Raw genomic sequence first — 24,690 nt, 5'->3', positions numbered from 1 at the left:
GCCGTCCTCATCAACCGAGGAGTCCAAGCACACCTGCTCGAACTCCTCGGCATCGACGAAACCCGACCCCGCTGGCTGGAAACCTAAAACCCCATCTGCGAAGTCCGGGGCTAGCCGAGCAGGATCCGGACGACGGTCGCGGCCCCGGTCGGGTCGACGACCGGGCGGGCGGCGGTCAGTGCGGCGGCCTCGCCGGCGGCGGCACCGGCCGCGGTGAGGGCGGCACGGGCCTCGGCGGCCGGGAGGGCGTCGAACCAGCGCAGCGCGAGGGCCGTGCGACCGGCCTCGGTGAGGCGGCCGGTGAGCCGGAGGCGGGCCAGTCCGCCGTCCGGGTAGACGTTGATGCGCACGTGGGTCACCGGGCGGCCGGCGTCGAGCCGGAAGCGGTGCCGGGTGTCGGGCTGGAGCCGGGTGCGGGGCAGGAGTTCGAACCACTCGCCGTCGGCCGGGTCGGCCCCGGTCGAGGCGTCGAAGCCGATCAGGTCGGCCCAGCCGGGGGCGTTGGCGACGAAGCAGGAGGTGTCCACTTCGGCGGCCAGGACCTCACCGCCCCCGGCCAGGGCGATCCGCACCCAGTCGTTGGCCTTGTCGCGCCGGCGCCGGGTCTCCCACCCGTCGCCCATGACGCGGGCGCGGCCGGGAGCGTTCAGGTTGTGCGGGGAGGAGAAGTAGCGGTCGGACGCCGCCTCGGCCACGCCGCCGTACTCCTGGGCGGCCAAGTCGAAGGTGAGGCCTTCGAGTTCGCGCGGGTCGGGCAGCACCTCACCGTGCACCCGCAGCCGGGCGACGCCGCCGTCCGGGAAGATGTTCAGCCGCACGTGGGTGTAGCGGGTGCCGTCCGCGACGGCGAACTCGTGGGCGGTGTCTCCCCTGAGCCCGGTGCGCGGCACGATCGTGGTCCACTCGGCGGCCCGGAGTTCCTCGGGCGAGGGGTGGCCGGGGACGGACGCGGCCTCGACCGAGGCGGACTCCGGGTGGTTGCCGGTGAAGTGGGCGGTGTCCACGATCACGCCGCGGATCACCCCGGCGGCGCCGAGCCGGACGATCGCCCAGTCGTGGTCCGTGTCGGTGGGGTGCGGCTGCTCGGCGGAGGCACCGCGGCGGCGCTTGGACTCCCAGCCGTCCATGATCTGGCCCTTGTGGCCGAAGGTGTGCGGGCGGAACTCGGCCGGCGCGGCGACCAGCAGGTTCTCGGCGTCCGCGAAGGTGTCCTCGTTGGTGGCGACGACGCCCGCGCCGAGCGGTCGGGAGGCCAGGTCGACCAGCTCGGTGAAGGGAGCACTCGGGGTGTCGGCAGTGGTCACTGGCTCTCCTTGGGCGCGTTCGGACGGGGTGGTGGTGGTGGGGTGGGACCGGGGCGGGAGTGCGGCCGGACGAGCTGACGGCCGAAGGGGCGGGCGGCTGGATCCACCGCGCGGCCGCGCAGCCAGGTGGTGCGCACCGCGCCGGTGAGGGTCCGGCCCACGTACGGGGTGACCGGGTTGCGGTGGTGCAGCCCGCTCGCCCGCACGGCGAACCCACCGTCGGGGTCGAAGGCGACCAGGTCCGCGTCGTGGCCGGCGGCGATGGCGCCCTTGGTGCCGGTGAGGCCGACCAGGTCGGCCGGTCCGGCGGACATCCAGCGCACCACGTCGGCCAGGGTGTGGCCGCGCCGGCGGGCCTCGGTCCAGACGGCCGGCAGGCCGAGCTGGAGCGAGGCGATGCCGCCCCAGGCGGCCGAGAAGTCGCCGCTGCCGCCGTACTCGGGCAGCAGCTTGAGGTCGGGGGTGGACGGTGAGTGGTCGGAGACGACGGCGGTGAACTCGCCGTTCGCCAGGGCCTGCCAGAGCGCGTCCCGGTTGGACTCGTCGCGGATCGGCGGACAGCACTTGAAGGCGGTGCCGCCGTCCGGCACCTGCTCGGCGGCGAGGGTCAGGTAGTGCGGACAGGTCTCGGCGGTCACCCGTACGCCGTCCTCGCGGGCCCGCCGCAGCAGCGGCAGCACGGCGGCGGAGGAGACGTGCAGGACGTGCACCCGGGCGCCGGTGCGGTGGGCGCCGGTCCGGTACAGCGCCGCGAGCAGGTGGGCGACGGCGGCGGTCTCCGCGTCGGCGGGCCGCGAGGCCAGGAAGTCCCGGTAGTGGACGCCGGGTTGCCGCGGGGCGGCGGCGAGCACGGCCGGGTCCTCGGCGTGGATGATCGCCAGCGCCCCGATCCGGGCCTGCTCGGCCAGCGCCGCCGTCAGGTCGGCGGCCTCGAGATGCGGGAACTCCTCCACCCCGGAGGGGGCGAGGAAGCTCTTGAAGCCGAACACGCCCTCCCGGTACAGGGGTTCGAGGTCCGCCAGGTTGCCGGGGACGGCGCCGCCCCAGAAGCCGAGGTCGACCCAGGCCTGGCCCTCGGCGGCCTTCCGCTTGGCCGCCAGCCCGGCCACCGTGGTGGTGGGCGGGATCGAGTTGAGCGGCATGTCGACGATCGTGGTGACGCCGCCGGCCGCGGCGGCCCGGGTGGCGGTGGCGAAGCCCTCCCACTCGGTGCGGCCGGGCTCGTTGACGTGCACGTGGGTGTCGACCAGGCCCGGCAGCAGCGCGGTGTCGCCGAGGTCGACGAGTTCGCCGTCGCCGGCCGTGAGCGAGCCGTGCGGGGCCGTCCGGACGATCCTCCCGTCCCGGATCAGCACGTCCGCGGGGTGCTCGCCGTCGGGCAGGACCGCCCGTCGGGAGCGGATCACCGTCGGCTGGCTGAAGGGCACAGGAGACCTCCGGAACCTGGGAGTCGGGGGTGCGCGAACACGGGTGGAGGCGAAGGATTGCCGGGAGCCTAGGCCTGCCTTCAACAAAACGTCAATGGATGGGCGTTGGCGGGTCGGGGGCGTCCGACGGCTCCGCGCGCACGGGGGTCAGCCCGGCAACAGGCGCTCGGCCAGCCGCTCCCCCGCGAGTTCGGCCAGCTCCGCGGCCCTGGCCATGCTCTCCCCCGGCCGCTCGGCCAGGGTGGTCGGGTCGGTCGGGTCGGCCGGGTCGGTCGAATCGGTCGAGGCGGTCGAGGCGATCAGGTCGGTCAGGGCGATCACGGCGGTGAAGCCGGCGGCCCGCCACTCGGGTTCGGCGAGCTCCAGCCGGCCCGCCACGGCGGCCACCCGGACCCCGGCCCGGGCGGCGGCCGCGGCGACTCCGGCGGGGGCCTTGCCGTGCAGCGTCTGCGCGTCCAGGCAGCCCTCGCCGGTCACGACGAGGCTTGCCCCGCGCACGGCCCCGTCGAAGTCCAACAGGTCGAGCAGCAGCTCGATGCCGGGCCGTACGGTCGCGCCCAGCAGGGCCAGGGCACCGAAGCCCACCCCGCCCGCCGCGCCCGCGCCGGGCGCCTCCCGGACGTCCCGCCCGGTGGCCTCGGCGACCAGGTCGGCGAACCGGGTCAGCCCCGCTTCCAGCACCACCAGGTCCGCACCGTCGGCGCCCTTCTGCGGGCCGTAGACGGCGGCGGCGCCGCGCGGCCCGAGCAGCGGGTTGTCCACGTCGCAGGCCACCACGACCTCGACCCCGCCCAGGGTGTCGGCGAGCGGGCCGGGGTCGATCACCGCGAGCCGGCGCAACGCGGCGCCACCGGGCGGCAGTTCGGCGCCGTCGGCATCGCGCAGCCGCGCCCCGAGGGCCTGCACCATGCCGGCGCCGCCGTCCGTACAGGCGCTGCCGCCCAGCCCCAGGACGATCCGCTTGACGCCGAGCGAGACCGCCTTGGCGATCAGCTGACCGACCCCGTAGGACCCGGCCGTGAGCGGGGCCGCCCGGCCGCCGGGCAGCCGGGCCAGGCCCGCGGCCTGCGCCAGCTCGACCACGGCGGTGTCGTCCCGGACGGCCAGCACGGCGTCCACCGGCAGTCCGGTCGGGCCGGCCACCTCGGCCGGGACCCTGCTGAAGCCGGCCGCGAGCGCGGCGGCCACGGTGCCCTCGCCGCCGTCGGCGACGGGCAGTTCGCGCACCTCGGTGCCGGGCGCGGCACGCCGGATGCCGGCGGCGATCCGGGCCGCCGCCTCGGCGCCCTCCAGGCTGCCCTTGAACTTGTCGGGGGCGACGACCACATGGCCCTGGTGGGGGGTGGGTGGCATGGCGCGGTCCTCGTTTCCGTACGGGTCTGACGGTGGTCCTGCGGCGTGCGTCCGGCAGACGTTCGTCCGACTGGTGTACGTCCGACAGACGTGCGTCCGACGGGCGTGCGTCCAGCATGGGCCCGGGTGGCCCCGGGGTGCGAGCCCCTCGGTCGGTGTGGCCGGACGTACCGGAGACTCCCTCGGCGGGGAGGCGCCGGGCGACATACCGGGCGACGCGTACCGGGCGCGACCGAGGTGCCCCCAGCGGGACGTACGCGTCGCCCGGCCTGGATCGACCGGCGGGCGGGCGGATGAGCCCCGGCCCGCCCGCCGGTCGAGTGCGGCCTCCTGGCGGCGCGGGCACGACCGGAGCGGGTACACACCGCCAGGAGGAGTTCGGGAGCCGGGGGCTCCGCTCGGGAGCTCCCGGGGTGTCAGCCGACCGCGCGGCCGGAGAGCCGCTCGACGCCGCGCAGCAGCGCCGAGTGGTCGAGCGAGCCGTCGCCGTTGGCGCGGGCGGAGGCGACCAGTTGGGCCACCACGGCGCCGACCGGCAGCGCGGCGCCCACGGCGCGGGCGGCGTCGGTGACGATGCCCATGTCCTTGTGATGCAGGTCGATCCGGAAGCCGGGCGCGAACTCGCGGTTCAGCATGTTCGCCTTCTTGCGGTCGAGCACGGTGGAGCCGGCCAGGCCGCCGCCGAGCACGTCCAGCGCGGAGGCGAGGTCGACGCCGGCGTTCTCCAGGAACACCACGGCCTCGGCGAGCACCTGGAGGTTGGCCGCGACGATCAGCTGGTTGGCGGCCTTGACGGTCTGGCCGGCACCGGACGGGCCGACGTGGACGACCGTGGTCCCCAGCGCGCCGAACAGCGGCTCGGCCTCGGCGAAGTCCTCGGCGGCCCCGCCGACCATGATCGACAGGACGGCCTCGACGGCGCCCGCCTCGCCGCCGGAGACCGGAGCATCCAGGGTGCGGACGCCCTTCTCCCTGGCCGCGGCGTCGACCTTGGTCGAGGTCCGCGGGGTGATCGAGGACATGTCGATCAGCAGGGTGCCGGGCCCGGCGTTCTCCAGCACGCCGCCCTCGCCCAGAACCACCTGCTCGACCTGCGGGTCGGCCGGGACCATGGTGATGACGACGTCGGCGTCCCGCACCGCGTCCGCGATGCCGGTGGCGCCGTGGCCACCGACCGCGACCAGGGCGTCGATCGGGGGCCGGGTGAGGTCGAAGCCGGTGACGTGGTGGCCGGCCCTGACCAGATTGGCGGCCATCGGGCCGCCCATGATGCCGAGGCCGATGAAGGCGATCCTGCGGCTCATCGCGTCGAGCTCCTTGTGTGTACGTCCAACGAAGGTGCAACACTTTGTTGAAACCACCTCAGGGCTCGCGGGCGGACCGCCGCCTCCCCCGGAGGCCGGACTGTTCGATCACCCGGCCCCTGCCCCGTCCACACCCCCGCTCGCTACAGTGACCCCGTGCGATTGATGGTGGAGTTCACGACAGAACCGTTCGAACTGGACACGTTCCCTGAGCACGCCGCGGCGGCTCGCGAGGTCGTCGACGCGGCCGGCCTGGCCGTGTCCGTCGGCCCCTTCGGCACCGGCGCGGAGGGCGAGGCCGAGCAGGTCCTGGCCGCGGTGACCAAGCTGCTCAAGGAGACGCTGGACGCCGGGGCGACCCGGATCTCGGTCCAGGTCAGCGTGCTGGGCGAGGAGGACGGTACGCCGTGACCGAGAACGTGGAACACCCGCTCGCCGCGGCGGTGAAGCCGCTGCTGGCCGCGGTCGGCGCGACGCCCGTCCCGCTGGGCGAGGCGAAGCCCGACGACGTGGTCCTGGAGTGGGAGGGCGTCCCCGCCCTGGCCGTCCGGCTGCCGCACCTGGGCAGCGCGCTGGACCGGATGCTCACCGAGATGACCCGCCAGTTCGACGGCCGCCCGCTGGCCGAGCTCGACCGGCTGGAGAAGCAGCGGGTCGTCGCCCTGCTGGAGGAGCGCGGCGCGTTCACCGTCCGCCACGGCGTGGAGACCGTCGCCTCGGCCCTGGGTGTCAGCCGCTTCACCGTGTACAACTACCTGAACCGCCAGGACAGCGCGAAGTCCTCCTGACGCCCGGTTCGGCGCCCTCCGGGGCGCGCCCGGACCCCGCCGCGGGACTTCCGAACGGGTGACCCCGCCGACCCGACAGGACTGGATCGGCTTGCGGCGGGGCACACTTGGCGAATCGCACACGAAAGGGCCCGGCATCGCGGCCCCGCTCGAAACGCGACCACCAATCGTTCAACAAAGTGTTGACGGCCGGGTGGGCCCGATCTAGCTTTTCCGGGTGGCACCACTCTCCAGGAGGTCCACTCGTGACCAACCACCCCCACACTCTTGACACTCTGGCCGCGACCGATGCCGCGGAGCTGGAAGGGATCCTGCTGGAGGTCTGCTCCAGCCCCCGTTGGGCCGCCACGGTCGCGGCGGACAAGCCCTGGTCCGACCGCGAGGCCCTGCTCGCCGCCAACGCGGCCGCCGTCGCGTCACTGACGGCCGAGGACCTGCTCGACGCGATGGCCGGCCACGCCCGGATCGGCAAGCCCCTGGCGGGCGACGCCACCTCCGAGCGCGAACAGGCCGGAATCCGGGGCGTGGACCGGGCGGTCCTCGACGAACTGGAGGAGGCCAACGCCGCCTACGAGGCCAAGTTCGGCCACGTGTTCCTGATCTGCGCGACCGGCCGCTCCGCGGTCGACCTGCTCGCCGCCCTGCGCGAGCGCCACCCCAACGACGCGGCCACCGAGGCGGAGGTCGTCCGCGAGGAGCTCCGCAAGATCAACGACATCCGGCTCGACCGCCTGCTCGACACCTCCTGACATCCGCCATGACTGACCGTCATATTCATGGCCGCACCATCCCGGCCAGGCACCCCGATTCGCCTCCGCCCGGCCCGTTCGATACCTGATGAACCATCATCCACGCCATCGGTAAGGCCACTTCACCCATGACCGGCATCTCCACCCACGTGCTCGACACCAGCCTCGGCCGGCCGGCCGAAGGCGTCCCGGTCGAGCTCGCACTGCACACCGAGGGTGGCTGGCAGGTGCTCGGCACCTCCGCCACGGACTCCGACGGCCGGGTCAGGGACCTGCCGGCCGTGGAGGCGGGCTCGGTCGTCCGGCTGCTCTTCGACACCGGCGCGTACCACGCGTCCGCGTCCTCCGAGCCTCCGTTCTTCCCCGAGGTCCCGATCGTCTTCACGGTCGCGCCCGAACAGCACCACTACCACGTGCCGCTGCTGCTCAGTCCGTTCGGATACTCGGTCTACCGCGGAAGCTAGTGGACCGACCTGGAAAGCCTAGGAGCCACGTCATGGCCCATGTGCTCGGTCAGAACCAGTACGGCAAGGCGGAGAACCGCATCGTCCGGATCCACCGCGACTCCGCCCGGCACGAGATCAAGGACCTGAACGTCTCCGTCTCGCTGCGCGGCGAGTTCCAGGACGTCCACCTCACCGGGTCCAACGCCAACTGCCTGCCCACCGACACCACCAAGAACACCGTCTACGCCTTCGCCAAGGAGTACGGCATCGAGTCGGCCGAGGCGTTCGGCATCCTCCTGGCCCGCCACTTCGTCGACGACACCGAGCGCGGCGTCGTGCACGGCGCCCGGATCCGGATCGAGGAGTACGCCTGGGAGCGGATCCGGACGCCGGACGGCTCGGCCCGCTTCATCGGCTCGGAGAAGGAGAAAGAGGAGGAGAAAGAGGAGGAGGTGGGCCACTCCTTCGTCCGCAGCGGCCAGGAGGTCCGTACCAGCGAGATCGTCTACGACGGGGAGTCCGTCCGGGTCATCTCGGGCCTGAAGGACCTGGTCGTCATGAACTCCACCAACTCGGAGTTCTGGGGCTACATCAAGGACGGCTACACCACCCTCGAGGAGGCGTACGACCGCATCCTCGCCACCCAGGTCACCGCCCGGTGGAAGTTCGGCCACAGCGGGCGGGACGGCGAGGCCCAGCCCGACTGGAACCGCTCCTACACCCAGGTGAAGCGGCACCTGCTGGAGGCCTTCGCCGAGACCTACTCCTACTCGCTGCAGCAGACCCTGCACGCGATGGGCACCCGGGTCCTCGACAACCGCGCCGAGGTGGACGAGGTCCGCCTCGAACTGCCGAACAAGCACCACTTCCTGGTCGACCTGGAGCCGTTCGGCCTCAGGAACGAGAACGAGGTCTACTACGCCGCGGACCGCATGTACGGCCTGATCGAGGGCACCGTGCACCGCGAGGGCGTCGTCCCGGTCATCCCGGTCGTCTGACCTCCCCACCAGCTGTTTCTCCACCCCCACCCCCACCCACCGGAGTTCGTGTCCGCCTCGCGGCGGCCGGCCCGGGGCACTGGAGGGGCCGGCCGAGGGAACCCCGCACCGCTCTCCCGCCCTCGGTCACAGCAGCACCGGCCGCACTCCAGCGCCACGGGCGCGCCGGGAGCCACGGGCACAAGAGGGGCTCGACATGGCAACCAGCAACACCAGCAGTACGGACGGCGGTTCCACCCCACCGAGAACGCGCGGCCCGGACGGCGCGGCGGCACACCTGCCCGGCAGACCGCCCCGGGCCGGGACCCATCCCGTGGACGAGTTGCTGCCGCCGGTGAAGCTGATCTCCACCGGACTCCAGCACGTCGCCGCGATGTACGCGGGGGTCGTCGCACCCCCGCTCATCGTCGGCGCCGGCGTCGGGCTCTCCCCCGCCGAACTCGCCCTGCTCATCTCGGCCAGCCTGTTCACCGCCGGACTGGCCACCCTCCTCCAGACGCTCGGCGTCTGGAAGGTCGGTGCGCGACTGCCGTTCGTGAACGGCGTCTCCTTCGCGGGGGTCGCGCCCATGATCGCCATAGCGAAGGAGCAGGGACCGAAGCACGCCCTCCCGGTGATCTTCGGAGCGGTGATCGTCGCGGGGCTCCTGTGCTTCCTCGCGGCACCGTACTTCTGCAGGCTCATCCGGTTCTTCCCCCCGGTCGTCCAGGGCACCGTGATCACCCTCATCGGGGTGTCCCTGCTCCCGGTGGCGGTCAACTGGGCACGCGGCGGCTCGCCGGGCGCCCCCGGGTACGGCTCGATGCGGGCCGTCGGCCTCGCCGCGATCACCCTCGTCGCGGTGGTGCTCTGCAATCGGCTGCTGCGCGGCTTCTGGCAGCAGCTGTCACTGCTCGTCGGCCTGGCGCTCGGCACCCTGATCGCCTTCCCGCTGGGGCTGGCCCACTTCGGCGCGGTCCAGGACGCGAAGATCTTCGCGCTCCCCTCCCCGTTCCACTTCGGCGCGCCCCTGTTCGACGCCGCCGCGATCGTCTCGATGTGCATCGTCATGGTGGTCTCGATGACCGAGTCCACCGCCGACATGCTCGCCCTCGGCCGGATCGTCGATCGCGAGGCGAACGAACCCACGCTCGCCGCCGGCCTGCGGGCGGACGGTCTGGCCACCGCGCTCAGTCCCGTCCTCAACGGCTTCGCCGCCAGCGCCTTCGCCCAGAACATCGGGCTGGTGGCGCTGACGAGGATCCGCAGCCGCTTCGTGGTCGCGGCCGGTGGAGGCATCCTGGTCCTGCTGGGGCTGTTCCCCGTGCTGGGCTCGGTCGTCTCGCTGGTTCCACAGCCCGTCCTCGGCGGCGCCGGGATCGTGCTCTTCGGCACGGTCGCGGCCAGCGGCATCCGCACACTCGCGGAGGCGGGCATGGAGTCCAACTCGCACACCGTCCTGGTGTCGGTCTCGCTCGGTGTCGGCATCATCCCGATCGCCGCGCCGACGTTCTACGACTCCTTCCCGGAGTCCGCCCGGACCCTGCTGCACTCGGGGATCTCGGCCGGCTGCGTGATGGCCGTCCTGCTCAACCTGCTGTTCCACCACGTCGGAGCCGCCCACCGGCCCGGGTCCGGCCCGGGCTCCGGCGCGCCGGTTCCGACGGTTCCGGCGGTTCCGACGGTGCCGACGGTGCCGACGGTGCCGACGGCGAGACCGTCCTGACCGGTCCGGGGAGCGGCGTGCACCGTGCGGCGCGCGCTCCCTCCGACCCTCCCCTAGGAGTCACACATGACAGTCCAGCCCCCGCCCGGCGACCAGCGGATCGTGATCGAGAACGTCGCGATCGCCACCGTGGACGCGAAGGACACCGAGCACGCCCGCGGCCACGTCGTCATCCTCGGCAACACCATCGAGGCGGTGGGCGACGGCCCCGCCCCCACGGAGCTGGACAACGTGGTGCGCCGGATCGACGGCGAGGGCCACCTCGTCACCCCGGGCCTGGTCAACACCCACCACCACTTCTACCAGTGGATCACCCGCGGCCTGGCCCAGGACCACATCCTGTTCGACTGGCTGGTCGCCCTCTACCCGACCTGGGCGAGGGTCGACGAGAAGCTCGTGCACGCGGCCAGCCAGGGCTCCGCGGCCGCGCTGCTCAAGTCCGGCTGCACCACCGCCGCCGACCACCACTACGTCTTCCCGACGGACGGCGGCGACGTCCTCGGCGCCTCCATCGAGGCCGTCCGGGAACTCGGCCTGCGCTTCACCGCCCTGCGCGGCTCGATGGACCGCTCCCGGAAGGACGGCGGGCTGCCGCCGGACCACGCGGTCGAGGAGCCGGACGACATCCTGGCCGCGTCCGAGGCCGCCGTGGACCGGTACCACGACTCCTCCTTCGGCTCGATGCTGCACATCGCGATAGCGCCGTGCTCTCCCTTCTCCGTCTCCACCGAGTTGCTCCGCCGGTCCGCCGAACTCGCCCGCCGCAAGGGCGTCCGGCTGCACACCCACGGCTCGGAGACGGCCGAGGAGGAACAGTTCTGCAGGGAGCTGTTCGGCATGGGGCCGACCGACTACTTCGAGTCGGTGGGCTGGCTCGGCGAGGACGTCTGGATGGCGCACTGCGTGCACATGAACGACTCCGACATCGCCAAGTTCGCCCGGACCGGCACCGGCGTCGCCCACTGCCCGTCCTCCAACGCCCGCCTGGCGGCCGGCATCGCCCGGGTGCCCGACATGCTCCGGGCGGGCGTCCCGGTCGGGCTCGGGGTGGACGGCGCCGCCTCCAACGAGTCCGGCGAACTGGGCACCGAGCTGCGCAACGCGCTGCTGATCAACCGGCTGCACGGCTCGCCCGCGGCGCTCACCGGGCGGCAGGCGCTGCGCCTGGGCACCATGGGCGGCGCCCGGGTGCTCGGGCGGCAGGAGGAGATCGGTTCGGTCGAGGCCGGCAAGCTGGCCGACCTGGCACTGTGGAAGATCGACGGGATCATGCACTCGTCGATCGCCGACCCGGTCGCCGCGCTCACCTTCGGCGCGCTGCCGCCGCTGTCGGTGCTGTTCGTCAACGGCAACGCGGTGGTCGAGCAGGGGCAGCTGACCACCGTCGACGAGGACCGGATCGCACGCGACTGTGCGCGGGCCGCCCGAGAGCTGGCGGCTCGTCCGGCCTGACGCCCGTACCGGGCTCGGGGGTGTCCGGGGAGGGGACGTCCGGGGAGGGGACGTCCGGGGAGGGGACGTCCGGGGAGGGGACGTCCGGGGAGGGGACGTCCGGGGAGGGGACGTCCGGGGAGGGGGCGTCCGGGGAGGGGGCGTCCGGGGAGGGGGCGGACAGATGACGGCTGACGTCGTCGATGGAGAAGAAGCGGTAGCCGGGCGCGGTCCGGGCCGGCCCGACCAGCGCGTCGGCGACCTTCGCCTGGAAGGGGCCGCCGACCATCGCCTGGCCGTTGAAGAAGATGCGTGCCATGGGTTCGGCTCCTGCGCGGGAAGACGAGAGCGGCCGTGCCGTAGGGACGAAACGGAACGGAGCCGGGCCGGCCGGGGGCTCAGCCCAGCAGGGGGAGCGCGGGGAGGGTCAGGAAGTCCACGAACTCCTCGGCCAGGGCCACCTGTTCGAAGAGCCCGGCGGCCTCGTGCCAACGGCCGGCGCCGTAGGCCTCCTCCCCCAGCTCGGCGCGGAGTTCGGCGAGCTCGGTGGCGACCAGGGCGCGGACCAGTGCGACGGTGGTCTTCTCGCCGGTGTCGGACAGCACGACCCCGTTGTGGATCCACTGCCAGATCTGCGAGCGGGAGATCTCGGCGGTGGCGGCGTCCTCCATCATGTTGAAGATGCCGACGGCCCCGAGTCCGCGCAGCCAGGCCTCGATGTAGCGGATGCCGACCTGGACGGCGTTGTGCAGCCCGGCGTGGGTGCAGCTGCCGCCGGCACCGGCGATGTCGAGCAGTTGGGCGGCGGTGACCGGTTCGGCCGGGCCGGGGTTGTCCTTCTGGTGGGGCCGCTCGCCGAGCACCGCGTCGAAGCAGGCCCGGGCGACGGGCACCAGGTCGGGGTGGGCGACCCAGGAGCCGTCGAAGCCGTTGCCCGCCTCGCGGTCCTTGTCCGCCGTGACCTTCTCCAGCGCGGCCGCGTTGACCTCCCGGTCGCGGCGGCTCGGGATGAACGCGGCCATGCCGCCGATCGCGTGGGCGCCGCGCCGGTGGCAGGTCTGCACCAGCAGCCGGGTGTAGGCGGCCATGAACGGCGAGGCCATGGTGACGCTGTTGCGGTCGGGCAGGATGTAGTGCTCGCCGGCGTCGCGGAAGTTCTTGACGATCGAGAACAGGTAGTCCCAGCGCCCGGCGTTGAGGCCGGCCGCGTGGTCGCGCAGCTCGTGGAGGATCTCGTCCATCTCGAACGCGGCGGTGATGGTCTCGATCAGGACGGTCGCCCGGATCGTGCCGTGCGGGATGCCGAGTTCGGCCTGGGCATGGGTGAACACGTCGTTCCACAGCCGGGCCTCGAGGTGGCTCTCGGTCTTCGGCAGGTAGAAGTACGGGCCGGAGTTGGGGTCCTGGGCGCCCTTGGCCAGCAGCCGGGCGGCGTTGTGGAAGAAGTAGAGGCCGAAGTCGACGAACGCGCCGGCCACCGGAGTGCCGTCGACCAGCAGGTGGTTCTCGTCCAGGTGCCAGCCGCGCGGGCGGACCACGACGGTGGCGAGTTCGGCGGCGGGCTTGAGGGTGTAGGCCTTGCCCGCGGCGCTGGTGAAGTCGATCCGGCCCTCGAAGGCGTCGATCAGGTTGACCTGGCCGCCGACCACGTTCTCCCAGGTCGGCGAGGTGGCGTCCTCGAAGTCCGCGAGCCAGATCCGCGCCCCGGAGTTGAGCGCGTTGACGACCATCTTGCGGTCGGTCGGGCCGGTGATCTCGACCCGGCGGTCCTGGAGCGCGCGGGGCGCCTCGGCGACCTTCCAGTCCGCGGCCCGGACGGCGGCGGTCTCGGGGAGGAAGTCCAGGGTCCCGGCGGCGGCGATCTCGGTGCGGCGGGTCTTCCGCCTGGCCAGCAGCTCCTGTCGGCGTCCCTCGAAGGCGCGGTGGAGCCCGGCGACGAAGGCGGTCGCCTCCGCGGTGAGCACCTCCTCCGACCGGTGGACACGAGGACCGGCGACGGTGACGACCGGAGCGGCGGGGGAGGAACCGACGGACCCCTGATCTGCAGCCATGAGCAGGACACTCCTAAGACGGTTGAGCCTGGCGAGGGGAGCTCCGGCAGGAACTTCCTCGGGGAACTTCCGCGATCGGCGCCCGCCGGTCGGCGGGTTCGATTCTGTAAGGTGGAGACTAGTTTCCGCGATACAGAATTTCAACGATTTGTTGAAGAGATCGCCCGGGAATCCACTCCCCCCGACAGTGAAGGGAACACCGGTGGTCGCGACCCCCGACCCAGCATCGACGACCGGCACGGACCGCGCGAGCGGCGGCGTGCAGTCCGTCGAGCGCGCCTTCCAGCTCCTGGAGGCGCTGGCCGACTCCGGCGGCGTGGCCACCCTCAGCGAGCTCTCCACCAGTTCCGGCCTCCCGATGCCGACCATCCACCGGCTGGTTCGTACCCTCGTCCAGCAGGGCTATGTCCGTCAGGACACCGCACGCCGCTACACCCTCGGCCCCCGGCTGATCCGGCTCGGCGAGACGGCCGGCCGGCTGCTCGGCAGCTGGGCCCGCCCCTACCTGGCCGAACTCATGGAGGCCACCGGCGAGACCGCCAACCTGGCGGTGCTGGAGGGCGGTGAGGTGGTGTACGTCGGGCAGGTTCAGTCGCGCCGCTCGATGCGGATGTTCACCGAGGTCGGCCGACGGGTCCAGCCGCACTGCACCGGCGTCGGCAAGGCACTGCTCGCCCAGCTGCCCGAGGACGAGGCCCGCGCCGTCCTCGGCCCCAACCCGCTGCCCGCGCACACCGAGTACACGGTCACCGACCCGCAGGAGCTGATGCGCCAGCTCGCCGAGGCCCGCGAACGCGGCTACGTGGTCGACGACCAGGAGCAGGAGATCGGCGTCCGCTGCATCGCGCTCGCCGTCCCGGGCGCGCCGACGCCCACCGCGCTCTCGGTCTCCGGACCGGAGGCCCGGATCCGCGCCCTGGAGGAGCAGGACGGGGCCGCCTCCCTGGTGCCGGTGATGCACCAGATCGCGACCCGGCTGGGGCAGGTCCTCGCCCCCTGACATCCCGTCAACCAGCCTTGTCGGCCGACCCGGTCGGGGCGGTGCGCCGCGTCATCCGTTCGAGCGGACGGCGGGCGGGTTGCCACCGGGCTCCGGCGACGGCTCCGCCACCCTGGTGCCGACGCGGCCCGCAACGGCGCGGGCGGCCGGGACGCGAGGGCAGGGTGAGCGGGGATGGAGCAGCAGCACCGGGACGTGCGGGAGGCCGCGCCGGACGGCGGGGTACGCGGTGCCGACGTACGAGGTGAGGACGTACGGGACGGCAGCGTACGGGGTGACGGCGTACGGGGTGGCAGCGTACGGCGCGCCGCGGGCGGCAGGGGGTTCGGCGGGGCCGGGCTGGTCGCGGCCGTGGCGGCGGGGTGCGCGGTGACGGTGCTGGCCGGCGACCCGTCCTGGGCACTGCGCCGGCCCGAGCCCCGGCCCGCGGTGGAGGTCCTCGCGACGGGTGCACCGTCCACCCTGCCCGCACCGGCGACGCCGGGCGTCTCCACTCTGCCGGCGCCGGCGACGCCGGGGGCCTCCACCCTGCCCGTACTGGTGGTTCCCGGGGCCTCCACCCTGCCGGCGCCGGCGACGCCGGGCGCGAAACCAGGAGCGGGTTCCGGATCCGACGCCGGGTCCGATGTCGGGTCCGATGTCGGGTCCGGAACGTCCGAGGCCTCCACGCTGCCCGCGCCCGCCGTCGCGCGGCCGTCCGCCTCCGACCTGGAGGTGGTCCGGTCGGACCCGGACGCGGCGACACCCGGCGGCACCACGACGATCCGCGCCCTCGTCGGTAACGGGGGCCCGGAGACCACCGCCTCCCCGTTCACGGTCCTGGTCACCCTGCCGGAGGGGGTCAGCCCGCAGGGCCCGTACTTCCCGTCCGACTGCCAGGTGACGGGCCACGGCCGCGTGGTGCGCTGCGTGTTCGGGCCCGGACTGCGGGAGGGGCGCAGCGCGACCGCCCTCATCCCGGTCCGGCTCGACCCGGAGTTGCCGGTGGGCAGGCTGAGCGGTGGCTCGGTCGCGGTGCGCAGCGCGGATGACCGGAACGAGGGCAACAACCGGCAGCCGTTCGACATCACGGTGGTCCAGACGGCTGCCGGTTCCTGAGTCACGTGGCCCGGTCGGCAGGGGTGGCCCTGCCGACCGGGCGGAGGTGACCGGGGGTTCCTGCGCGGCGCGGGGTGGACGGGCGGCTATCAACGACGCTGCGCGGCAGTCGAGTTGATCGGCTTTCCCGGTTCAGCCGAGCCAGGCGTTGACCTGGCTCGCCGCGTCCGGTGCCCAGGCGAGTTCCAGGTGGTTCAAGCCGGTGAGCAGCCGGGTTCCGCCGACCGTCGCGATGCCGGTGGTGTCCAGCGCGCTCGCGGTGAAGACCAGGCCGTCGCTCGGCCCGCGGCCCTCGTTGAGCACGCCCGGGATGTCGGCGGATCCGCCCGCCAGCAGGTAGGTGCGTACCGAGGCCGGGATGCCGGCCTGCCGGAGCGGGGCGATCAGCGAACCCGCGTCGATCGCCGCCTGGATGCCCTGGCCGGAGGTGTAGACGCCCTGGCCGCCGTAGTAGGTGGTCCACCAGTCCTGCGCGGTGGTGTCCACGCCGTAGGTGCCGTCCCAGCGGGCGAGCAGCTGGCGCTGGCCCGGGTAGCAGTCGTGGCCGCCGCTCGGCAGCACCCCGAGGCAGGGCTGCGCGGTGTACGTGCCGTAGCAGGTCATGTAGAGGTGCGGGGACGGCGCGTTGGCGGTGCCGCCGCAGGCCGGCCAGGTGACCAGGTCGAAGTCCCAGCCGTGCGCGTACACGTAGTCGAGCCCGCCGTGCGGACCGCCGAGGGTGATCAGCCGGCGCACGTCGCCCGCGTACGCCCTGCCCCAGGAGGGCTTCACCGAGGACACGTACGCCCGGGCGGCGACCTCGCCCTTGCTCCAGGCCACCACGTCGACCTGGGGGACCCCGAGCCGGGCCCGGATCAGTGCGACGGCGTCGCCGACCGCCTGTGCCTGGAGCAGGTTGTCGCCGTGCTTGTGGGCGAAGCCGATCGCGAAGACCCGGCGGCCGTTGCCGGCGAGGTACTGGGCGAGCCCGGTCGACGGGCAGCTCGCGGCGCCGCAGGTGCCGCTCTCCCCCGGGTTCGCCCAGGCGCGGTCGGCGTTGTCGTTGGCGCCGTGGACCAGCAGGACGGGGGTGGCCTGGCTGCCGGTGTCCCAGCCGGCGCCGGAGTACAGCAGGAAGCGGGCGGAGGAGGGCCGGGTGGTGCCGAAGTACGTCCGGCGGGCTCCGTCCTGGTCGCCGCGGCCGTCGGAGGGGAACTGCTCGGCGCCGAAGCCGGGGGTGGTGTCGAGGTAGCGCTCAACCTTGGCCCAGCCGTTGCCGGGGGTGGGGAAGGTGGCTTCCAGGGTGAGGGGGGCCGTGGCCGTGGCCGTGGCCGTGACCTGGGCCGTGCCCGCCTGGGCGGCGGTGGGGGTGCCGAGGAGGGCGGCGGCCAGGGTCAGCAGCACGGCGGCGAGGGCGGTGGGGACGCGCCTCGTCGCGCCGGGGCGCGTGGTCGCGCCGGGGCGCGTGGTCGCGCCGGGGCGCGTGGTCGCGCCGGGGCGCGTGGTCGCGCCGGGGCGTGTGGTCGGGCCGGGGCGTGTGGGGGCAGGTCTCATGGCCGGACGGTAGGACCGGCGCGCGGCCCTGCCCATGTGCCGGTCGCACACCCGGGCGACCGTGTGGTGGCGGACCGTACCGTGGCGAGTGCCTGACCGACTGCGCCCGGTCGGATAAATTGGATGTCGGACATCATCCGCCGTGCACAAGAGCGGCGAGCCCGACCAGGTGCTCGCCACGACCTGACAGAGACGAGGACCCGCCTCACCATGACCGCGCCCCTGCCCGCCTTCGCCGGCCGCACCTACCTCTTCCGGGCCGACAACGGCGCGGCCTTCCGCAACACCTACTCGGCCGACGGCACGCGGCTGCGCTGGGAGGGCCTCGGCGAGTCCGCGGGCCAGTGGGAGGACGTGCGGCTGCACGTCGCCGAGGTCGCGCCGGAGATCTACTTCGTCAGCTGGACGGAGCAGAGCGGGATCACCGTCAGCCACGTGATGGACCTTGGCAAGCTGACGGTCCGCGCCTTCTGGACCTTCGAGGGTGAGGGCGGCCGGGTCGGCGAACTGCACACCGGGACGCTGGAGCGGGTGGCCTGAGCGGCGGGACCGCCGCGCCGTCGGAGCCGTACGGCCGCGGAGCGGGTCGTACGGCCCGGTCCGACCGAACGACCGAACCCCCGGGGCCGCTGCTCCGGGGGTTCGGTCGTTCGGGTTCGGTCGTTCGGGTTCGGTCGTTCGGGGTCACGCCGCCTGGTTCGGCACCTTGAGGTGCTGGGACAGCCACTCCAGCGAGGAGGGCAGCAGGGCGCTCCAGGTCTCGAAGTTGTGGCCGCCGTTCTCCAGCATGCTGTACGAGACCTTCATCGGGCTCTGCACGGCGTCGACGAAGGCCTCGGTGTCCTGCCGGTAGTTGCCGTCGCCCTTCTTGGTACCGGCCAGCAGCACGGACACCTTCGGCTGCGGCAGGTTCTTCAGCCGCCAGAACAGGTTGGCCTCGTCGCGGCGCTGCTTGCTGCCACCGAAGAGGTCGCCCGTGGTCGGGTCGTCGGCCGCGTCGTAGTAGGCGGAGAGGGCGACGGCGGTCGGGAAGACGTCCGGGTGGCGCATGGCCAGCTTGAGCGCGCAGTAGCCGCCGGTCGAGTTGCCCATGAACGCCCAGGCCTGCGGGTCGGTGGAGACCCGGAAGCTGGCCTGGATCGCCGAGGGCACGTCCTTGGTGAAGTAGGTGTCGGACTGCGGGCCGTTCGGGACGTCCTCGCACTCGGTGTCCTGCGGCATCGCGGGCGAGGGACGCACCAGGACCATGACGGTCGGCTGCATCCGCCCTTCCTGCAGCAGCTTGAGTGCGGCGCCCGGGTAGTTGAAGCGGGTGATCAGATTCTCGGCGATTCCTGGGAATCCGGTGCTGACGATCACCGCCGGGAACTGCTTCTGGGCGTACTCCGGCTGGAAGTACTGCGGGGGCAGGTAGACGTAGCCCTCGGTGGACAGCCGGCTGACCGCGCCGTCGATCCGGACCTTGCGGATCTCGCCGGACTGGGCGGGCTCGCGGCCCATCGCGCCGCCGCCCTTGACCGAGGCCTGGCCCATCGTCTCCACCATCAGCCGGCCGGAGGCGTCCGCCTTGTTGTGGATGACCACCGGGCCGGTGTCGCCGGTGCCCAGCAGGTCGTCCCAACTGCTGTAGAAGGCGAAGTAGTTGTTGGCGACCAGGCCGAGCGCGGCGAGCACCGCGAGCTGGGTGGCGAGCAGGGCGCCGATCCGGCCGAGTACCGCCTGCCAGGTCCTCTTCGCGAGCCTGGGCCACAACCAGACCGTGCCGACCATCATCAAGACCGCGATCAGTGCGGTCAACGCCAGCACCTTGTGGCTTGTCAGACCCATGTCCTGCTTGCTCCCACGCCTCGAACTCCAGCCCCCTCCGCTGGGGACATCCGAGGAGGTCACCCCGGTTCCCCCGCCGGGGCGCGAGGAACAACCCTAACGCCGGCTGGGAGGAAGCTGATCGCGGCTGGGAGGTTACGGGGAGAGGGGCAAACGGGTGACAACTGTCAGATAACAGATTTCGAAAGCTGTCATCTGAACTCTGTCAGCTGCCATCTGTCGCTGGCCATCTGTCACCTGTCTTCTGCCGCCGGCCACCGGCCACCGGCCACCGGCCCTCTGTCGCCCGCCGGCTCAGTCGCCCGCCCCGTCCGCCACCCGCTCCCAGAGCCGCAGCCCCGCCGTGAGCTCGCGCATGCAGCGCGCGCCGAGGTCCTGCGGGGAGCCGGGGCCGGCGAGGGCCGCGTCGGAGGAGGCCCACTGTTCCAGGGCCACCCGGATCGCCGCGGTCGCGGCGGCGGCGGCCAGCCGGATCTCCAGCGGGTCGGTGCCGTCCGGGCAGCGCTCGGTGAGGGCGGCCCGCAGCCGCTCCTCCGAGTCGGCGTGGACGCGCCGCCAGGTGGCGCTCAGCTTCGGGTCGCGCAGCAGGCCGCGGGCCCATCGCATCATCTCGACCCGCGCCTCGTCGGCCGGGGTCAGCGAGGCGACCGCCGCGCGCTCCAGCGCCTCCCGCAGCGGCAGGTCCGCGGGGCTAGCCACGAACAGCTCCACCCACTCCTGCCCGCCCGCCGCGAGCAGCGGGGCGACGGCGTCCTCCTTGACGGAGAAGTACCGGTAGAAGGTGCGCAGCGAGATGCCCGCGGCGACGGCGATCTCCTCCGCGGTGGTCGCCTCCGCTCCCCGCTCGGCGAAGAGCGCGGCGGCGGTGCGGGCGATGTCCAGCCGAGTGGCCTCACGGCGGCGCTGGGTCAGGGTCGGGCGTCCGGTCACGGGGCCAGCCTACGCGGGCGGGTGCCAAGGAGGCACGTCGCGACTTGGTGACATGCCACGTCATGTCGACATGAATAGACTTTTTGGCACAACGTGCCACTGAGGCGTACCGTGTCGATCGAGATCGAGAGACCACGAACGAACGGAGACCACCATGGAGCGCTTCGACGGACGGAACGTCCTGATCACCGGCGGCGGCTCGGGCATCGGCCAGGCCACCGTGCACCGGATCCTCGCCGAGGGCGGGAACGTCGTCGCCGTCGACGTCAACGAGGACGGCCTGAAGAGGACCCTGGACCGCGCCACCACCGAGGGCACCGCGGACCGCCTGACCATCCGGGTGCTGGACATCTCGGACGAGACGGCCGTCGTCGCGGGCGTCGCCGAGGCGATCTCCGGCCTGGGCGGTCTGGACGTGCTGGTCAACGCGGCCGGCATCCTCCGCTCCGCGCACACCCACGAGACCAGCCTGGAGTTCTGGAACAAGCTCCTCGCGGTGAACCTGACCGGCACCTTCCTGATGACCCGCGAGGCGCTCCCCGCGCTGCTCGCGGGCGGCAAGGGCGTGGTGGTCAACTTCAGCTCCACCTCCGCGAGCTTCGCCCACCCCTACATGGCCGCGTACGCCGCGACCAAGGGCGGCATCCAGTCCTTCACCCACGCCATCGCCTCGGAGTACTCGAAGCAGGGCCTGCGCGCGGTCTGCGTCGCACCGGGCAGCATCGACAGCGGCATGACCCACAACCCGGGCCTGCCCGCCGACGCCGACCTCAGCCTGCTGGCCAAGCTCTCCCCCGCCCTCGGCCAGGGCTTCGCCGGCCCGGAGACGGTGGCCGGCGTGATCGCCATGCTCGCCTCCGACGACGGCGCCTTCGTCACCGGCACCGAGCTCCGCATCGACGGCGGCACCCACATGTGACCGGACAGTCGACGCGTCGGTCGACGCGTCGCTCCGCTGGGCGGCGGGGCCTGTGCCGTCCCCCGTACGGCACAGGCCCCGCCTTCGCGTTCCCCCCACGCCGCCGCGGCGGCGGCCGTCACCGCAGGGGCTTCGCCAGGACCACTTCCCGGGTGACCCCGTCGGCGAGCAGGTCACCGCGCTCCGCGAGCCGGGCGAAGCCGTGGCGGCGGTAGAGGGCGAGCGCGGCTTCGTTGCCGGGGAGGACGGCGAGGCGCAGTATGGTGCCGCCGGTGTCCCGGGCCCAGCGCTCGACCTCCTCGACGAGCCGGTCGGCGACACCCCGGCCGCGCGCCCGCGGGACCACCCAGAGCGATCGCAACTCCCGTACGCCGTCCGGCGATCCGGGGAGGCCGCCGACCAGGCCGACCGGGTCGTCGTCCAGGAGCGCCGCGACGTGGTGGGCGCCCGGGATGCGGAGCCGTTCACGCCAGCGGTCCTCGCCGCCCCGGTGCCAGTCGGCGAGGCCCGCCTTGAAGGCGTCCGGCGCGTCGGTGAGGGCGGCGAGGCGGAGGTCCCGCCAGAGCGGCCAGTCGGCGGTCGTCAGGTTCCTGAGCGTCAGCGTCACCATGCGCGGCACCGTAGAGGGCGCACCCGACGACTGTCAGCCCGGTTCCGCCGCGGCGGCCCGGATGCCTTACGGGGTGCGCCAGTCGGCGGCGAAGGCGGCGGCCGGGTTGGCGGTGAGGAGCAGGTCGAGCAGTTCGGGGCCGTGGCTGCGGGCGAGGCGCGGGGCAAGCTCGGTGAGCAGGCGGACCGGGCCGCCGGCCGCGCGGGCGTTCCGGGTGGTGGTGTCGGCGCCGAGCAGCAAGCGGTGGGCGTGCCCCGCCTCGACCAGGTCGGCGATCACTTCGAAGGCGCCGTGGTCACCGGGGTGGCCGGTCCGGGAGGGGCTGTCGAGGGCGAGGTGGACGCCCTCGGCGGCGAGGGCGCGGTGCAGCGCGCGGTCGGGCAGCCGGGTGAGGTGGCCGAGGATGATCCGGTCGGGCCGGACGCCGTGCCGACCGTGCAGTCGGTCCAGGATCCAGTGCGGAGTGCCGTCGGCTTCGAGGTGGACGGCGATCGGCGCGCCGGTGGCGTGGTGGGCTTCGGCGGCCGCGGCCAGCGTCCACCGGGTGTGCCGGCCGGCGGGCCCCGGGTCGGCCGCGACCTTGATCAATCCGGCTCGGACCCCCTCGGGCGCGCCGGGCAGACCGGTGGTGAGTTCGGCGACGAAACGTTCCGCGAGGTCGGCGTACGGGCCGGGGCGCTCCGCCGCTTCCGTCTCCGCCTCGTCGGATTCCGGGAAGAAGCCCGGGGCGTAGTGAACCGCCTGGTGCGCGCCGGTCGCGGCGACGACGTGTACGCCGGTCGCACGGGAGAGCGCGGCGAGGGAGTCCGCGCCCCGGCCCAGGCCGAGCGGGGTCCACTGGACGAAGGCGCGGCCACCGGCGGCGGCGTAGGCGCGCAGGACGTCCTCGGCCGCGGCCGGGTCGTCCAGCTCCTGACCGGGGAGCAGCGGGCTGCGGATGAAGAGGTGGTCGTGGGAGTCGGTGACACCGAGGGCGGCGGGGTCCAGGTCGCCGAGGACCGTGCGGACGGTGCGGCTCATGCCGCGGCCTCGGCGGTGGTGGCGTCCGTGGTGGCGGTCTCCGCGAAGGTGGCGGCGGCGACACGCAGGCCGGCCAGCGCCTTGGGGAGACCGACGTACGGGGCGAGGCCCACCATGACCTCGGTGATCTCCACTTCCGTCAGGCCGATCCGCCGGCTGTAGCGGACGTGGTCGGCGAGCTGCGGCTCGACGCCGCCGAGGGCGGTGAGGGCGGCCAGGTTGGCGATCTGGCGGTCGCGCAGGGCGAGGCCGGGGCGCTGGTAGACGCCACCGAAGAGGCTGGTGACGATCCAGTCGGGGAAGCCGGGAGCGAGGGTGTCCAGGCCACCGAGGGTGGCGACGGCGCCCGGGCCGGCGAGGTCGGCGAGCAGGGCACGGCCCGCCGCGCGGTCGAGCGGAGCCTCGGTGAGGTTGGTGAGCTCGGTGAGATCGGTGCGGTTGGTGCGGTTGGTGCAGTTGGTGAGATCGGTGCCGCCTGTGCCGGCGGGAGCAGTCGCGGGGGACATCGGGGCAGTGGGTCCTTTCACCAGTGGCGGCCGGCCGGCAGCCGGTCGCGTTCGGGGCGGGACAGGTGCAGCACCTGGTACCGGATGCCTGGCACGTCCTCGGGTGCCCGGCCGTACCAGAGGGCGAAGCTCAGCAGTTCCCAGCGGCTCGGGTCGACGGCCACGGCGGCGGTGTGCAGGGCCGGGTGCGCGGGCAGCCGGGCGACGGCCCGTTCGACGGCCTCGGCAGGGTCGGCGGATTCCGGCAGTCGTACGGTCTCGCGGGTGGCGGTGGTCGGCAGCCCGGCCGTCTCGGCCGCTCGTACCGGTCGTACCGGTCGTACCGGTCCTACTGGTCCTGCCGACACCGCCGACGCCGACGCCGCGGACGCTGGCGTCGGAGCCGGCGACGCGCCGTGTACCAGGCCCGCGCCGAGCCAGTGCCGGACGGCGGGGCGGCCGAAGTCCGCGCTCAGACCGCGGAAGCCCGGCCCCCCGAGGAAGCCGTTCATGCCCTCGGCGGTGTGCCAGAGGTAGAACGGGGCGTACTGGTTCACGGGTGAGCCGTGCCGGCCGCGCTCGCGGACCAGGTAGACCTTGAGGCCGAGGCCCGGATGGGCGTCGAGCAGGTGGCCCTTGTCGGCGACGCGCCGGCGGATGACACCCATGTCGTAGTCGGCGGGGAGGGTGATCTCGTACTGCATGGCGTGCACGGCTGGGCTCCTCTGGGTCGACGGACCGGCTGTCCGGCGGACGGGCTGTCCGGTGGGCAGGTTGCCCCGCAGGCGGGCTGTCCGACTGGCGGGCTCGGGCTCGGGGCGTCAGGCCGTGCGGTGTGCCGCGAGCAGGCCGAGGGCGCCGCGGACGGCCTGGCCGAACGGTTCGGCGCTGTCGGCGGCGCGGGCCAGGACGTAGCCGCCCTGGACGACGGCGACCACGGCGGCGGCGGTGTCGGCGGGGTCGAGGGCGGGGGTGAACTCGCCGGCCGCCTGGCCTTCGGCGATCAGTCCGGCGATCCGGCCGCGCAGCCAGTCGAAGGTCTCCTCGACGGGCGCGCGCAGGTGCGGATCCGCGACCACGTCCGGATCCTGGGCCATCCGGCCGATCCGGCAGCCGCGCAGGACGTCGCGGTCGCGGTGCAGATAGGCGGCGATCCGGTCGTAGGCGGTGCCGGGGGCGGCGAGGTCGGCCTCGGCGACGCCCCGCATCTGCTCGGCGCTGCGGCGCAGGGCGGCGGCGGCGAGGTCGGGCTTGCCGGCGAAGTGGTGGTACATGCTGCCCTGGCCGACCCCGGAGCGCTGCTGGATGGCCTTGGGGCTGGTGCCGACGTAGCCGCGCTCCCAGAGGAGGTCCTGGGTGCTCTCGATGAGGCGGTCCTGGGTGCTCATGCGGAGCACTGTACATACCAGTAGGTACAGAAGGCCAGCACGGACCCTGCCCGGGCTCTCGACGGATCTCCCCGACGTCGCGCCGGCGTCTCCTCGGGGCATCCCCAGGCCCGCCGCAGGGCCTGCGCGGGACCCTCCGCCGCAGGCGGGACGATCGAGGGCCGTGCGCCGCCCCCCGGCGGCCACGGCCCCTCGACCGTTCGTCATCCCCCGCACCGCCGAACGGCATTCCGGCGCGCCAGGTGGCGCGCGTCACGTCACGGACGGTGGTCGGCATCACGCCGCGTAGGGGGTGCACGGCGCAATGCGCGGGCGGGCGCCGGA

The 24,690-nt window shown here is 73.5% G+C and carries 24 protein-coding genes; 11 read left to right on the top strand and 13 right to left on the bottom strand.

The window, feature by feature from the left end:
* Positions 1 to 110: 110 nt before the first annotated feature.
* From alc to ACIQ87_RS17105, 4 genes are all read right to left on the bottom strand, one after another.
* A complete protein-coding gene (gene alc, locus ACIQ87_RS17120) occupies positions 111 to 1,304 on the bottom strand; it encodes an allantoicase (protein ID WP_402406937.1) in 1,194 nt (397 codons plus the stop codon).
* Positions 1,301 to 2,731, bottom strand: coding sequence for an allantoinase AllB (gene allB, locus ACIQ87_RS17115; protein ID WP_402406935.1), 1,431 nt, complete (start codon positions 2,729 to 2,731; stop codon positions 1,301 to 1,303). Before allB ends, alc begins: the two co-directional genes overlap by 4 nt.
* Positions 2,732 to 2,878: 147 nt before the next feature.
* Complete coding sequence (locus ACIQ87_RS17110; protein WP_402406933.1) at positions 2,879 to 4,084, bottom strand: glycerate kinase; 1,206 nt, start codon at positions 4,082 to 4,084, stop codon at positions 2,879 to 2,881.
* A gap of 416 nt (positions 4,085 to 4,500) precedes the next feature.
* Positions 4,501 to 5,388, bottom strand: coding sequence for a 2-hydroxy-3-oxopropionate reductase (locus ACIQ87_RS17105; RefSeq protein ID WP_402406930.1), 888 nt, complete (start codon positions 5,386 to 5,388; stop codon positions 4,501 to 4,503).
* Between the two features lie 165 nt (positions 5,389 to 5,553).
* On the opposite strand from ACIQ87_RS17105, the gene ACIQ87_RS17100 reads away from it, so the two are divergent.
* The 7 genes from ACIQ87_RS17100 (at position 5,554) to ACIQ87_RS17070 (ending at position 11,526) form a co-directional block, all read left to right on the top strand.
* Positions 5,554 to 5,799: a thiamine-binding protein gene (locus ACIQ87_RS17100; protein ID WP_392922130.1), complete on the top strand. Its 246-nt coding sequence runs from the start codon at positions 5,554 to 5,556 to the stop codon at positions 5,797 to 5,799.
* On the top strand, positions 5,796 to 6,176 hold the full coding sequence (locus ACIQ87_RS17095) for a helix-turn-helix domain-containing protein (RefSeq protein ID WP_402406928.1): 381 nt from the start codon (positions 5,796 to 5,798) through the stop codon (positions 6,174 to 6,176). Before ACIQ87_RS17100 ends, ACIQ87_RS17095 begins: the two co-directional genes overlap by 4 nt.
* A 245-nt stretch (positions 6,177 to 6,421) precedes the next feature.
* Positions 6,422 to 6,925: a 2-oxo-4-hydroxy-4-carboxy-5-ureidoimidazoline decarboxylase gene (uraD, locus tag ACIQ87_RS17090; protein WP_402406925.1), complete on the top strand. Its 504-nt coding sequence runs from the start codon at positions 6,422 to 6,424 to the stop codon at positions 6,923 to 6,925.
* A gap of 128 nt (positions 6,926 to 7,053) precedes the next feature.
* The gene (gene uraH, locus ACIQ87_RS17085) at positions 7,054 to 7,389 is read left to right on the top strand and encodes a hydroxyisourate hydrolase (RefSeq protein WP_402406923.1); all 336 of its coding nucleotides are present in this window, start codon (positions 7,054 to 7,056) and stop codon (positions 7,387 to 7,389) included.
* 32 nt (positions 7,390 to 7,421) lie between these two features.
* Complete coding sequence (gene pucL, locus ACIQ87_RS17080; protein ID WP_402406920.1) at positions 7,422 to 8,369, top strand: factor-independent urate hydroxylase; 948 nt, start codon at positions 7,422 to 7,424, stop codon at positions 8,367 to 8,369.
* A 196-nt stretch (positions 8,370 to 8,565) separates the two neighbouring features.
* Positions 8,566 to 10,074: a nucleobase:cation symporter-2 family protein gene (locus tag ACIQ87_RS17075; RefSeq protein WP_402406917.1), complete on the top strand. Its 1,509-nt coding sequence runs from the start codon at positions 8,566 to 8,568 to the stop codon at positions 10,072 to 10,074.
* Between the two features lie 66 nt (positions 10,075 to 10,140).
* Positions 10,141 to 11,526, top strand: coding sequence for an 8-oxoguanine deaminase (locus tag ACIQ87_RS17070; protein ID WP_402406914.1), 1,386 nt, complete (start codon positions 10,141 to 10,143; stop codon positions 11,524 to 11,526).
* Between the two features lie 377 nt (positions 11,527 to 11,903).
* On the opposite strand, the gene aceB is transcribed toward ACIQ87_RS17070, so the two are convergent.
* Complete coding sequence (gene aceB / locus ACIQ87_RS17065; RefSeq protein ID WP_402406911.1) at positions 11,904 to 13,556, bottom strand: malate synthase A; 1,653 nt, start codon at positions 13,554 to 13,556, stop codon at positions 11,904 to 11,906.
* Positions 13,557 to 13,758: 202 nt separating this feature from the next.
* On the opposite strand from aceB, the gene ACIQ87_RS17060 reads away from it, so the two are divergent.
* Entirely contained in the window at positions 13,759 to 14,556 is a 798-nt protein-coding gene (locus tag ACIQ87_RS17060; RefSeq protein ID WP_402406908.1) for an IclR family transcriptional regulator, read from the top strand.
* A gap of 174 nt (positions 14,557 to 14,730) precedes the next feature.
* The gene (locus tag ACIQ87_RS17055; RefSeq protein WP_402406906.1) at positions 14,731 to 15,654 is read left to right on the top strand and encodes a hypothetical protein; all 924 of its coding nucleotides are present in this window, start codon (positions 14,731 to 14,733) and stop codon (positions 15,652 to 15,654) included.
* A gap of 132 nt (positions 15,655 to 15,786) precedes the next feature.
* On the opposite strand, the gene ACIQ87_RS17050 is transcribed toward ACIQ87_RS17055, so the two are convergent.
* Entirely contained in the window at positions 15,787 to 17,187 is a 1,401-nt protein-coding gene (locus ACIQ87_RS17050) for an esterase/lipase family protein (RefSeq protein ID WP_402406904.1), read from the bottom strand.
* Positions 17,188 to 17,397: 210 nt separating this feature from the next.
* On the opposite strand from ACIQ87_RS17050, the gene ACIQ87_RS17045 reads away from it, so the two are divergent.
* Positions 17,398 to 17,727 carry a MoaF-related domain-containing protein gene (locus tag ACIQ87_RS17045; RefSeq protein WP_224275159.1) on the top strand — a complete coding sequence of 110 codons (330 nt, stop codon included), beginning with the start codon at positions 17,398 to 17,400 and terminating at the stop codon, positions 17,725 to 17,727.
* 144 nt (positions 17,728 to 17,871) lie between these two features.
* Here ACIQ87_RS17045 and ACIQ87_RS17040 read toward each other — a convergent pair whose 3' ends face one another.
* On the bottom strand, positions 17,872 to 19,014 hold the full coding sequence (locus ACIQ87_RS17040; protein ID WP_402406901.1) for an alpha/beta hydrolase: 1,143 nt from the start codon (positions 19,012 to 19,014) through the stop codon (positions 17,872 to 17,874).
* Between the two features lie 294 nt (positions 19,015 to 19,308).
* Complete coding sequence (locus tag ACIQ87_RS17035) at positions 19,309 to 19,944, bottom strand: TetR family transcriptional regulator (RefSeq protein WP_402406898.1); 636 nt, start codon at positions 19,942 to 19,944, stop codon at positions 19,309 to 19,311.
* 154 nt (positions 19,945 to 20,098) lie between these two features.
* Between ACIQ87_RS17035 and ACIQ87_RS17030 the strand changes: the two genes are divergently transcribed.
* The gene (locus ACIQ87_RS17030; protein WP_402406896.1) at positions 20,099 to 20,863 is read left to right on the top strand and encodes an SDR family NAD(P)-dependent oxidoreductase; all 765 of its coding nucleotides are present in this window, start codon (positions 20,099 to 20,101) and stop codon (positions 20,861 to 20,863) included.
* A gap of 118 nt (positions 20,864 to 20,981) precedes the next feature.
* Here the strand turns inward: ACIQ87_RS17030 and ACIQ87_RS17025 are convergent, their stop codons facing one another.
* The 5 genes from ACIQ87_RS17025 to ACIQ87_RS17005 form a co-directional block, all read right to left on the bottom strand.
* The gene (locus ACIQ87_RS17025) at positions 20,982 to 21,473 is read right to left on the bottom strand and encodes a GNAT family N-acetyltransferase (RefSeq protein WP_402406893.1); all 492 of its coding nucleotides are present in this window, start codon (positions 21,471 to 21,473) and stop codon (positions 20,982 to 20,984) included.
* A gap of 66 nt (positions 21,474 to 21,539) precedes the next feature.
* Positions 21,540 to 22,493, bottom strand: a complete 954-nt coding sequence (locus ACIQ87_RS17020) for a phosphotriesterase (protein ID WP_402406891.1) — start codon at positions 22,491 to 22,493, stop codon at positions 21,540 to 21,542.
* On the bottom strand, positions 22,490 to 22,999 hold the full coding sequence (locus ACIQ87_RS17015) for a carboxymuconolactone decarboxylase family protein (RefSeq protein WP_402406888.1): 510 nt from the start codon (positions 22,997 to 22,999) through the stop codon (positions 22,490 to 22,492). The genes ACIQ87_RS17020 and ACIQ87_RS17015 overlap by 4 nt, the downstream gene beginning before the upstream one ends.
* A 17-nt stretch (positions 23,000 to 23,016) precedes the next feature.
* Positions 23,017 to 23,691, bottom strand: coding sequence for a DUF4865 family protein (locus ACIQ87_RS17010; RefSeq protein WP_402406886.1), 675 nt, complete (start codon positions 23,689 to 23,691; stop codon positions 23,017 to 23,019).
* 108 nt (positions 23,692 to 23,799) lie between these two features.
* Complete coding sequence (locus ACIQ87_RS17005) at positions 23,800 to 24,366, bottom strand: TetR/AcrR family transcriptional regulator (protein WP_402406884.1); 567 nt, start codon at positions 24,364 to 24,366, stop codon at positions 23,800 to 23,802.
* Positions 24,367 to 24,690: the final 324 nt, after the last annotated feature.

The sequence above is a fragment of the Kitasatospora sp. NPDC096204 genome (assembly GCF_044763205.1).
Lineage (GTDB): Bacteria > Actinomycetota > Actinomycetes > Streptomycetales > Streptomycetaceae > Kitasatospora.
The sequence above is the reverse complement of the archived record's forward strand: the minus strand, read 5'-3'. Positions and strand labels throughout refer to the sequence as shown.